This window comes from Pedobacter sp. UBA5917, from assembly GCF_002432345.1.
Lineage (GTDB): Bacteria > Bacteroidota > Bacteroidia > Sphingobacteriales > Sphingobacteriaceae > Pedobacter.
On record NZ_DJDT01000124.1, the window covers coordinates 1 to 12043 of the forward strand.

Sequence of the window (12043 nt, forward strand, 5' to 3'; positions counted from 1 at the left end):
CAGGATGACAGTTCTATATTAATATATGCTAGAATTCAAGCCATTACACCTTCCCAACACTTTCTTTTTCCTGCACCGCCCAACAGCCTGCTGCACCAACCAATGCGGCATCTTCATTCAGTTCCGAAATGTGGATGGGGCAGTTGATGTGCTGCGATTGAAGGTGCCTGATCACACCTGGAATAAAACGGTTAGCTGCATTTGCAATATTTCCGCCGATTACAATGGCTTCGGCTGCATTGTTCTGCTGGAAATCTTCCAGAAAGAGGCCAAGGTTTTGGCTAAATTCCGTAAATATTTTGCGTACTGTAGGGCTTTCATCATAAAGTAACGCAAGTTCGCGTACGTTTAAAATATTGATTCCCGATAGTTCATAATAGCGTTTTAAAAACCAGCGGGTAGAGAGGTAATCTTCGGCAATGCCATCCAAAAAAGGCGAACACCACAAATTGGCGTCGGTAATTTTTCCTTCCGAGCAAACGGCGCTTCCTAAACCGGTACCCAATGTAATCCCGATCAGTTTATCATAGTTTCCCGCTTCGCCGGCAAAAACCTCACCTGCCAAAAAACAGGAGGCATCGTTGCTCATCAAAATTTCATCGCTGCTGATCTGTAGCTCACTGGCCAGCATCTCTTTCACATTGAGACCATAAAATGCAGCATATTTATCGTTCCCTGCAATATAAGAAATACCATTTTCGTAATCGAACGGGCCCGGCATGGCAATTCCCAAACGGCCCATTGTAAGATCAGCCTTTTTATAAGCTGCTTTAATGGTTGTGCACCAGGTTTTAATAATCTGTTCGGTTGTGCCATGGGGATTTACACGATCGCGGCTATAAGTGTTTTTGAGGATATTGCGCTGCTGCATATCGAGAACGGCCGCGGTAATGTGCGAACCGCCAATATCAATGCCCAGTACATAATTGATTTTATTCATTGCTTCTGCTTCTAAAGATCTATAAATGGCGTGTGCCAGGGAGCTAACACTAAAAGAAGAATCCCTTTTTTTGTCAAATTGCCTACAGGAGCGAGATTTTTTTATGAAATATTTTTTATTACCTTACATTTGATTCAAAAACTAACCAAGTTGAAAGCAGCCAAGCTAGATCTAGTCGTTTTATGGAATAAGATTTGCCTCGAAGATGATATTACATCTTTTGAGCAGCTCTATCGCTTTCTGTATGGCAGGTTGCTTAAGTTCTCTGTTTATTATGTAAGCGATAAGCAGGCTGCCGAAGATATTGTTACCGAAGTTTTTGTTAAATGCTGGGAGAACCGCGCAGCAAGTACGCATGTGCTGAACCCCGAAAGTTACTTCTTTATTGCGGTTAAAAATCAATCGCTTAAATACCTTAAAAAAAATTCATCGGTTACGTTTATCGATTTAGTTGATGCTGAAGACGATATTTCGGCAAATATGCATACGCCCGAGTACCTGATCGAAACCAAAGAACTGCACCGCCAGCTTGATAAGGCCATTGCAGGTTTGGCGCCCCAGGCCGCCACGGTTTTCAGGCTGATCAAAGAAAGCGGGATGAAATATAAGGAAGTGGCCGAACTGCTGGATATCTCGCCGCGTACGGTGCAAACACAGTTATTCAGGGCCATTGCCAAACTCCGCATAATTCTGCAGCCTTTAAACATAAAAGATAAGGGGACGGATGAAAAAATGATTGGAAAAATCATCTCTCTGGTTATCTTAGTGGGTACTTTATCTTTTTTATATTTTTTGTAGGCAATTTTCCCATAAAAAGGAACATATCATAAAGGACGGAAAAACGAAATGACAGATCAAAGATTTACAGAATTGCTTGGAAAACAATTGGCCGGAGAAATTTCGCCGGATGAATCTGTTGAGCTGAAATCTATTTTAGCCGATAATCCGGTGCTGAAAAATGAGCATGATGTGCTGCAGGCCTATTTTGAGGCTGAAACCGTTGAAGATGAAAATGCTGATCCCGTTTTCGAGCGGATCAAAGCACAGATTAATGTTCCGGAGCAGGCGGTTTTAACGGTTAAGAAAAACAGGTCTTATGGCATCTGGTTAAAAATTGCGGCAGTTCTCGCCATTGCATTGGCTGCGGTACTGGTTTATAACCGCGCAACAATTTTCTCTACACAACCTGCTTTATTGAATGTGCAAACCAAAGCTGCTGAAGTTAAAACCATTGTACTGGCTGATGGCTCTACCGTGAAAATCAATTCGGGCAGCAGTTTAAAATACCCTAAACAGTTTAAAGCCGATACCAGAGAGGTTTACCTATCGGGCGAGGCTTTTTTCGAAGTACATAAAGATGCTGCACATCCTTTTATTGTGCACACCGCCGATATTGCCGTGAAAGTGCTGGGTACCGAATTTGATGTTAAAGCTTATGCAAACGATGCTTTTACCGAAACTACGCTAATCAGGGGAAAGGTAGCTGTTTCGCTAAAGAATAATAAGGATCAAACTTTTACCCTAAAACCAAACGATAAATTTACTTTATCCAATGGTAAGGGGATTGTAAGCCAGTTGACACTTTTTAACGGCGGCGGAACAGATAAGGTTATCGAAACCGCCTGGCTAAACCACGAACTGATCTTTAAAAACAACCGTTTTGATGAAGTGGCCAAACTTTTCGAACGTTGGTACGGTGTTAAAGTAAACTTTAAGGAAAACGACCTGAAAGCGGTAGAATTTACGGCACATTTCGGGAAAGAAAGCCTTACCGAAGCTTTAAACGTATTAAAACTGATCGAAAATTTCAATTATTCGGTAAAGGGTAAAAATGTGTACATCTACCGTTAACACAAATAGTTAAGCTGTGTATATTTGTAGCCATGAATTTTGCGCAGCGGATCATATTATTAATCGGATTGATTTTTCCGCTATGTGTACATGCGCAAACCAAAGTAAGTCTAAATTTTAACGAAGCCAACTTCGAACAGGTAATCGAAAGCATACAGCATCAAACCGTTTACCGTTTTGCCTACAGTGAATCCAAAATTCCCAAACACCGCGTATCGGTTAAGGTTGAAGACGAAGAAGCCATAAAAGTAATCGAACAGTTGCTGCTCAACAGTGGCTTCACCTATTCGGTACTGCCCAATAACCTCATTGTTATCCGAAAAAATGTTGATGGCAAATTAACGGCCGATAGTGTACATCTTTTAAAAGAGGTGGTAATTACAGCCCTGGGCATCGAAAAAGACAATCAAAAAGTAGGTTATGCCTTAACAACAATTAAAGGATCTTCTATTGCCAAAGCCAGAGAAAGTAATATGATCATGGCCTTGCAGGGTAGGGTAGCAGGGCTTAACATTACAGGTGTAAACGGTGGGCCGGGTTCGGCTGCACGCGTACTCATCCGCGGGGTTTCGAGCATGACAGCGGCTTCGCCCTTGTTTATCGTAAATGGCGTACCCATTGATAACAGCGTGAGGGGGAGTGCCACCGAATATGGCGGTGCCGATTATGGCGATGGCATCAGTAACATCAACCCGGATGATATCGAGACCATTACGATACTGAAAGGTTCAGCTGCTTCGGCCTTATATGGTGCCAGGGCGGCCAATGGCGTAATCCTGATCAACCTGAAAAGCGGCGGCGAAAATACCAGGGCAAAGCTCGAATACAATACCAATCTCTCTTTTGATGTTCCTGTAAATTCAACCGATTTTCAATATACCTATGGTCAGGGAGCGCAGAATAAACGTCCTACCGATCAGTATAATGCCATTTCTACCAGTTTACTAAGCTGGGGAGAAACGATGGATGGCAAATTGAGTCCGCAGGTTGATGGCTCTATGCGGCCATATAGTCTGGTTAAAAACAACATCCAGACTTTTTACCGTACAGCCCCGGCTTTTATCAATACGTTATCGCTGGTTGGCGGTAATAACCGGAACAATTACCGTGTTTCGGCTTCCAATTTAGATTACAGTTCGTTGCTGATCAACAGTGCTTTAAACCGTAAAACCTTTAATTTTTATGGTACAGTGGCTTTAAGCAACAAACTGTCGTTAAGCCTTACCGGAAATTACATTTACGAAAACAACAAGAACAAAAGTTACCTGAGCGATGGTCCGTTAAATGCCAATTACGGGATTTCGGCACTGGCTACCAGTTTGGATCAATCGATCCTGGCGCCGGGTTTTGATCCGGAAACGGGTTTCGAAAGCCGCTGGAACCCCGATGAATATAAAACCAATCCTTACTTCCTGATGAACAAACAGGCCGATTATGCCAAAAGGAACCGTTACATCACTTCGGGTGTGCTGAAATATCAGCTGGCCAGTTGGGCTGCACTTCAGGGGCGCATCGGCTACGATTCGAGCAGGGATGAAGTGGTTAGTGTTTTGCCTACCGGAGTGGCTTTTTCGATCAACAGGCAGGGCGGATTTAATGCTTACAATCAAAATCATACAGCTGAACTTAACAGTGATATTTTATTCAGTGCCACCCAGAATCTTAGCGATAAATTGAATCTCGAACTTTCGGTAGGTGCCAATTACCGCGAACGGAGGGGGACAACTGAAAAGTTAATAGGCTCACAGTTTAAAATACCCTATCTCTATGTGCCCGAAAACCTGATTACCAGTACCAAAACCTTGGGCGTATCGAGGATCGTAACCGAATCGGCCTATTACACCGCTGATTTAAGTTACAGGCATTTGCTTAATTTTTCGGTAACGGGGCGTTATGATATCTATTCGACCTTACCGGCCAACAACCGCGGTATATTTGTGCCGGGCGTATCGGGCAGTTTCATTTTTTCAGACCTGTTGAAATTAAAAGGTCTCGATTTTGGTAAATTAAGGCTCGATTTTGCCAAAACCAGTGGCGAACCCATTGTTCCCTATACCACACAGATTTATTACACGGTTGATAATCAGGTAAACGGTGTGCCAGTGGGCGGTTTTTCGGGCGATCTGCCCAATTACAATTTAAAGCCTTTTACCCTGAATGAAATAGAGGCCGGTATCGATCTTAAATTTTTTAACAGCCGTTTGGATATCGATTTTACTTATTTCAACCGCCTTACCCACAACGAAATTATCAATGCCAAACAGTCGGTTACCACCGGTTTTACCTCTGCTTATGTTAACCTTGGCGAAACCCGTAACGCAGGCATTGAACTGGCTTTGGGTTATACACCAATACTCACTACAAATAGCAAATGGCAGATTAACCTGAACCTTACCAAAGTAAAAAATACACTGCTATCTATCGATGGCAACAGCAATTATACTTTAACCGGTACTTATCGCCCTTTAAATGCCAATACCGCACTGGTGGTGGGCAAACCGATTACCCAGATTATGGCATACGATTACCTGCGCGATGCCAACGGAAATGTAATTATAGGTTCGGATGGTATACCCAAACGGGGCAATTTTATCCCAATGGGCGGTACCATGCCTACGTTATACGGTGGTATTACCAACAGTTTTAGCTATAAACAGTTCAGTTTTTCTTTTTTGATCGATTATCGTTTCGGCAATAAAATCCTATCGGCAACCGCTTATTATAGTTATGTTCAGGGTTTAAATAAGGCCACCCTGGTTGGTAGGGAAACCGGCATTGTTGCCGATGGCGTTTTGGAGAACGGGCAAAAAAATACCATCAACGTGCCTGCTTATGCCTATTATCCCGAGCTGGCAACCAATATTTCGGCTCTATCGGTGCTTAATGGAAGTTTTATCAAATTGAGGCAGGCCACATTGGGTTATAGTTTTAATCCGCGGTATTTAAAAAGAACACCTTTTAGCAGTGTAGGGATCGATCTGGTAGCCCGAAACCTGTTTACTTTATTGAAATACAGCGAAAATGTAGATCCCGAATCGCAGTTTTCGCCTACTCTGGGTTATGCAGGTATCGAAGGTGCCTCGTTACCTGCCACACGTACATTTGGGATCAATTTTAACTTTAAATTCAAATAAGATGGCGATGAAGAATTTTGGGGTAATGGCTTTATTCTTATTGTTTTTGCTGAACAGCTGCTCGAAGGCAAAGCTGGATGAGATCAATACAGACCCGACAAAACTGACCGAGAACAATTACGATCCGAACAGTTTGCTCGCCCAGGCGCAGTTAAAATATGGCAATGTGGGTTATTACCAGTTATTGTACCAGAGTACCATGATGCAATTGCTCGCCTCAAGCTATTATTATTACAACAATGGCGATAAATACATCAATGTGGGCAGCTTTACCGACTATCAGGGGCGCATTTTCGACGAAGGTTATGCCGATGCTTCCTACATCAGGGAGATGCAGCGCCTGGCGAGGTTGAAAGATCCTGTAGCATATCAAAACCTGATTGCCATAGGCGACATTATGTTTGTGCTGATTTTGCAGCGCATTACCGATACCTATGGCGATGTACCCTATTCGCAGGCGGTTAAAGCCATGCAAGGTGTTAAATATCCGGTTTACGACCGTCAGGAAGATGTTTATTCGCAGATGCTGAATGATTTAGATGCAGCCACCCAGCAACTGGATGCTGAAAAACCTGGTCCTACGGCCGATCTTTTCTACAAAGGCGACATCAGCAAATGGAGGAAATTTGGCTATTCGTTAATGTTGAGGGTGGCCATGCGACTAACCAAAATAGATCCCGCAAAAGCAAGGATTTGGACGGAGAAAGCGGCCGGTAAAACTTTTCAGGGCAATAACGATAATGCGATCATGCTAACCGATGCTTCTTCTTTTAATAGTCAGAATGGAACATCACTGGCTTTAAGAACCTATTCCGATTACCTCGAGGTACGCTGGAGCAAAACATTGATCGATCAGCTTAAAAATACCAACGACCCGCGTTTAGGTATTATTGGCGAAATACCGAAAGATGGATTGGCCAAAAATGCAGATCAGAACCTCAATGGAAATACCGATGCGAGTGTACAACTGGGGATGCCAAACGGCTACGATCTGCAGGGCGGGAGTACCGATATCAGTCGTTCGCCAAATTATCCCGGTGGTACAGGCAGTGGAAGCGATTTTGCCCCCTTGGGTAAATATTCGAGACCGCGCACCGAAGTTTACCTTAAATTGGGCGGTCCTATCTTTATTCTCACTTATGCCGAAACCGAATTTTTACTTGCCGAAGCAAAGGTAAGGAGCTGGAATGTAGACGGGACTGCAAAAGCGCATTATACCAACGGATTGACGGGGGCAATACAATCGTTGGCGCAGATGGATCCTTTGGCAACGCTTGATGCGAATAAAATCACCACTTTTGTAAATCAGCATCCGCTCGATGAATCCAGCCCCGAAAATTCATTAAATGCCATCAATACCCAATACTGGGTGGCTACCGGAACCAATTTCAACTTTATCGAATCATGGTTAAACTGGAAAAGAAGTGGTTACCCTAAACTTGAGCCAGTAAATTATAAAGGCAATGTAACCAACAACACCATCCCGAGGAGGATGATTTACCTTTCAACAGAAATCCTGAATAACCCACAGAATTATAAAGATGCCGTGGCAAGGCTTGCCGGTGGCGATGTGCTTACGGCGAGGGTGTGGTGGGATAATTGAGGGGAGATGGAGGATGTAAAATGGATGATGTAAGATGGAAGATGGAAGATGGAAAATGGATGATGGAAAGGATTCTGCGGTGATCAACGTAATCCGCGGGAGCCAATTCCAACTCCGTCATTGCGAATTGAAGGGTAGGACCGATGAAGTGGAGTGAAGCAATCTTTTTAATAAAATTATTGTAAGCCCAAGTCTGGCCGTTGCACGGGCTAAGGCAAAAGACTTGCGCTAGAGTGGGTCTTAGCTCCCTGCTACTCCAGCGTTTCGTCATGCTGAACTTGTTTCAGCATCTTCCCTGCAAGATAGACCCTGAAATAAATTCAGGGTGACGACGCTCATTCAACTTGGCGCACATTGCGAAGTATTCTCCTTGCTCTTCGCGATTAAAATTTCAAATGATTTATTACTGCACGATAGATTCTGAAATAAATTCAGGATGACGGTCTCCGCCCAACTCTGTGTGCTTTGTGCATTTCTTCGTGAACTCGGTGGTGAAAAATGCCTTAGCGCCCTTTGCGCCTCATTCTCCGCGCTCTTTGCGGTTAAAAACGAAACAACTCCCTTTACAGCGGCCCTGTCGAATCCCTTTTAATCAAGATCGATTTTAACTTGGGGATCTCGTCAGCATCAAATGGTTTTTTATCCAATATTTTAAACAGAAAGCCTGCTGCTTCCCTGCCGATTTCGAATGCGGGTTGCGTAATCGTACTTAACGAAGGCTTCAACAGCGGGGCTGTGCTCAAATTCGAGAAACTGATGATTTTAAGGTCGTTAGGTATATTTAAACCCAGTTCGTTGCAAACATAATAGCAGGGTAGGGCAAGCTCTTCGATTGACGAGATCACACCATCCGGTTTTTCGTTGATGATCAGGTTTTTGATGTTCGTATAATTCAGGTCTTCATCACTGTTATGGTTCACAATCAGGTTTTCTCCAGATTCCAGTTGGTGGTCTTTCAATGCGTCACGATAACCCGCAATCCTTCTTTTACCCGTAATTAAACAGTTTAACGCGTAGAGGTAAGCTATTTTTTTGCATCCGTTATTAATCAGGTGTACCGTGGCATCGTAGGTGCTTTCATAATCATCGGCAGTGATTTTAATCGCATCAATATCCTCAATGCTGCGATCGAAAAATACAACCGGGATTTTCTTCACCAGTTCCCTAAAATGTTCCAGGTTTTCGGTACTGCTCGAAACTGAGATCAATATTCCATCTACACGCCCGCTCAGCAGGCTTTCGGTAAAGGCTGTTTCCGTTTCGCTATCCTCATGGGTAAGGTAAATAAGCACATGGTAACCGCGTTTCCGGGCAATTTCTTCGATGCCGTTAATCGCCAGGGAAAAAAAGTTATTGGCAATCTGCGGAATGATAACCGCTATGGTTTTTGTTTTCTGGCTGCGGAGGTTGCTCGCTGCCGGATTGCGTTCGTATTTTAATTTTTTGGCCAGTTCCAAAACCTTTTGCTTCGTATCGATACTGATCTCATAGCTATCATTTAGTGCTTTTGAAACGGTTGCAATCGATATATTTAATTCTTTGGCTAAAGTTTTTACAGTAACATTCTGCCTCATTTATACAGGTTTTTTATAAGGTTTAATTTAGGATGATGATGCGTTTTACTAAAACGTATTCGTAAATAAAATTTCAGTTCGGTATCCGATTTAATAATTTTATATACAGTTTTGATAAAGGGAAACGCTCTTTTTAACGCTTCTCTTATAACCAAATATAAAACAATTAATCCGACACCATCAAGGGACGGGTTGATTTAGGCTAACATAACATGAATCATCTGGAATTAACCGACTATGTCGTTTTTTTTATTTATTTTATTGTCATAGCCACTTACGGCTATTGGGTATATTCGAGTAAAAAAGCGGCAAGTACCAATACCAAAGATTATTTTTTGGCAGAAGGCTCGTTAACCTGGTGGGCCATAGGTGCTTCTATTATTGCCTCCAATATCTCGGCCGAGCATTTTATCGGTATGTCGGGCTCTGGTTTTGCCATGGGTTTGGCCATTGCCAGTTACGAGTGGATGGCAGCTGCAACACTCATCATTGTAGCGGTATTTTTTCTGCCCATTTACCTTAAAAACAAAATTTATACCATGCCCCAGTTCCTGTCTCAACGGTACAACAATACTGTGAGTACATTGATGACGGTGTTTTGGTTATTGGTTTATGTATTTGTAAACCTCACTTCTATATTTTTTCTGGGTGCCCTCGCTGTAGAAACGATTACCGGTGTATCCTTTACCATCTGTTTAATCGCACTGGCTGTATTTTCGGTAATCATTACCCTTGGCGGGATGAAGGTAATCGGCTATACCGATGTAATCCAGGTGCTTGTGTTGGTGGTTGGTGGTTTGGTAACCTGCTACATGGCCCTTAATATGGTGAGTGATAAGTTTAACATGGGCACCGTACTGGAAGCGCTTCCTGTACTAAAACAACAGGCAGACGATCACTTCCACATGATTTTTTCAAAAGGAGATAAATTTTACAGCGAGTTGCCGGGACTTGCGGTTTTGGCCGGTGGTTTATGGATCAACAACCTTAACTACTGGGGCTGTAACCAGTACATTGTACAAAGGGCTTTAGGTGCAGATTTAAAAACCGGACGTTCGGGGCTGATTTTCGCGGCATTTTTAAAACTACTGATTCCGGTAATCGTGGTTATCCCGGGGATATGTGCCTACGTACTTTGGCAGCAGGGCTATTTCCAAAAAGAAATGATGGATGCAGCCGGCCATGTTAAACCCGACCATGCTTATCCTATTTTGATGAACCTTTTACCTACCGGATTGAAAGGTTTGGCCTTTGCGGCCCTAACAGCAGCTATTGTGGCCTCACTTGCAGGTAAATGCAACAGTATAGCCACTATTTTTACACTCGATATTTATAAAAAATACATTAAACAGAATGCTTCCGAAAAACACCTGGTAAATGTAGGCCGTTGGTCCATTATCATCGCTTCGTTAATTGCCATCGCCATTGCACCGGCATTGCGGAGTTTCGATCAGGTTTACCAGTTTATTCAGGAATATGTAGGCTTTATTTCGCCGGGGGTATTTGCCATATTCCTTTTGGGTTTTTTCTGGAAAAGAACCACGTCGGCTGCCGCACTTACCGCTGCACTGTTAACCATTCCTTTATCTACGCTGTTTAAATTCCTGCCCGAAATAACCCATAGGCTTATCGATCCGATCCCTTTTTTACACCGCATGAGCTGGGTATTCTGCATCATCCTGATTTTGATGTTCCTGATTACCATTCTCGATCCTAAAAGTAAAAATAATCCGCAGGGACTTGAGGTAGATCGCAGAATGTTTAAAGTTAGCCCCTCATTTATTGTTTGTTCGGTACTCATATGCGGTATCCTTGCTGCTTTATATACGGTATTCTGGTAATCAATAATCTTAAAACGATTTTACACCCACGAAAAACATAACGTTATGAAAACACCAAAAAATGAAAAAATGAACCCGCTTTCTAGTCTTGATGTTTGGGAAGATGATGTGTTAAAAAGATATCCCGAACCAGGTACCCCGGCTAAGGCAAAAGAAGAATTTAGAAATTACGACAGTCCGGAAATTGATTCCGTACGGGAGTTTTACCGTTTAAACCACAAGTATCAAACTTATGATAACGTGCTGGCCAAAAAGGAGAACTTTTTAAAGTTTGATAAAAAGGAAATGCCCTGGTGGCAGGCCATGGAGTACCTGAATACTTTGGTTGATGATTCTGATCCTGATATTTCGCTCGATCAGCTACAGCATTTACTGCAAACGGCAGAGGCCATCCGCGCTGATGGCCACCCTGATTGGTTTGTGCTTACCGGTTTTATCCACGATCTGGGGAAAGTACTTTGCCTTTTCGGCGAACCGCAATGGAATGTAGTGGGCGATTCGTTCCCTGTGGGCTGTAAATTCTCTGATAAGATTGTTTTTCCCGAGTTTTTTGCTGCCAATCCCGATAGTTATGACGAAAGGTACAATACTAAATATGGTGTGTATAGCCACCAGTGCGGATTGGATAATGTACACATGTCGTGGGGCCACGATGAATACCTCTACCAACTGACCAAAAATTATCTTCCCGAGCCTGCCCTTTATATGATCAGGTACCATTCTTTTTATTCGCAGCACCGTGAAAAGGCTTACGACCATATCCTGAATGCACACGACCAGGAAATGTTTAAATGGGTAGATAAATTTAACCCTTACGATCTTTATTCTAAAAGTCCGAAAACCCCTGTTGTAAGCGAACTGAAGCCGTATTACGAAGATCTTATAGCGAAATACCTGCCTGCTACTGTGGCCCTTTAGCAGCTTTTACAAAAAACTAACTTATTTAACGGTATGCTACAAAATACCGGCTGTAATGTAAGCATTATGGCCGGGTGGCCTGATAGTGCTTAAAAATTAAATAAAATAACAACCAATCTAACCAAACTATTAAAAATTATGCTCATGCAAGGACTTTATCCCATTAAATTCCGGTTACCGCG

General features: G+C 42.8%; 8 protein-coding genes. 6 read left to right on the forward strand and 2 right to left on the reverse strand.

Translation table 11 applies throughout. The features are described 5' to 3' along the window. Positions 1 to 43 precede the first annotated feature (43 nt). Positions 44 to 940: an ROK family protein gene (locus tag B2V92_RS07425; protein ID WP_293306394.1), complete on the reverse strand. Its 897-nt coding sequence runs from the start codon at positions 938 to 940 to the stop codon at positions 44 to 46. Between the two features lie 150 nt (positions 941 to 1090). Between B2V92_RS07425 and B2V92_RS07430 the strand changes: the two genes are divergently transcribed. Genes B2V92_RS07430 through B2V92_RS07445 form a run of 4 tightly spaced genes read left to right on the forward strand, consistent with a single transcriptional unit; the run spans position 1091 to position 7528 of the window. After that, positions 1091 to 1738, forward strand: coding sequence for an RNA polymerase sigma-70 factor (locus B2V92_RS07430; protein WP_293306396.1), 648 nt, complete (start codon positions 1091 to 1093; stop codon positions 1736 to 1738). A 48-nt stretch (positions 1739 to 1786) separates the two neighbouring features. Then, positions 1787 to 2791 carry a FecR family protein gene (locus B2V92_RS07435; RefSeq protein ID WP_293306398.1) on the forward strand — a complete coding sequence of 335 codons (1005 nt, stop codon included), beginning with the start codon at positions 1787 to 1789 and terminating at the stop codon, positions 2789 to 2791. 32 nt (positions 2792 to 2823) lie between these two features. Further along, positions 2824 to 5925 (forward strand): SusC/RagA family TonB-linked outer membrane protein, encoded by a 3102-nt coding sequence (locus tag B2V92_RS07440; RefSeq protein WP_293306400.1) that lies wholly within the window; start codon positions 2824 to 2826, stop codon positions 5923 to 5925. 7 nt (positions 5926 to 5932) lie between these two features. Then, positions 5933 to 7528 carry a SusD/RagB family nutrient-binding outer membrane lipoprotein gene (locus tag B2V92_RS07445; protein WP_293306402.1) on the forward strand — a complete coding sequence of 532 codons (1596 nt, stop codon included), beginning with the start codon at positions 5933 to 5935 and terminating at the stop codon, positions 7526 to 7528. Positions 7529 to 8091: 563 nt separating this feature from the next. Here B2V92_RS07445 and B2V92_RS07450 read toward each other — a convergent pair. Further along, positions 8092 to 9102 (reverse strand): LacI family DNA-binding transcriptional regulator, encoded by a 1011-nt coding sequence (locus B2V92_RS07450; RefSeq protein ID WP_293306404.1) that lies wholly within the window; start codon positions 9100 to 9102, stop codon positions 8092 to 8094. A gap of 212 nt (positions 9103 to 9314) precedes the next feature. On the opposite strand from B2V92_RS07450, the gene B2V92_RS07455 reads away from it, so the two are divergent. Together B2V92_RS07455 and B2V92_RS07460 are read left to right on the forward strand one after the other, a co-directional pair. Further along, on the forward strand, positions 9315 to 10943 hold the full coding sequence (locus B2V92_RS07455) for a sodium/sugar symporter (protein ID WP_293306406.1): 1629 nt from the start codon (positions 9315 to 9317) through the stop codon (positions 10941 to 10943). A gap of 45 nt (positions 10944 to 10988) precedes the next feature. Continuing rightward, the gene (locus B2V92_RS07460; protein WP_293306408.1) at positions 10989 to 11861 is read left to right on the forward strand and encodes an inositol oxygenase family protein; all 873 of its coding nucleotides are present in this window, start codon (positions 10989 to 10991) and stop codon (positions 11859 to 11861) included. The last annotated feature ends 182 nt before the right edge of the window (positions 11862 to 12043 follow it).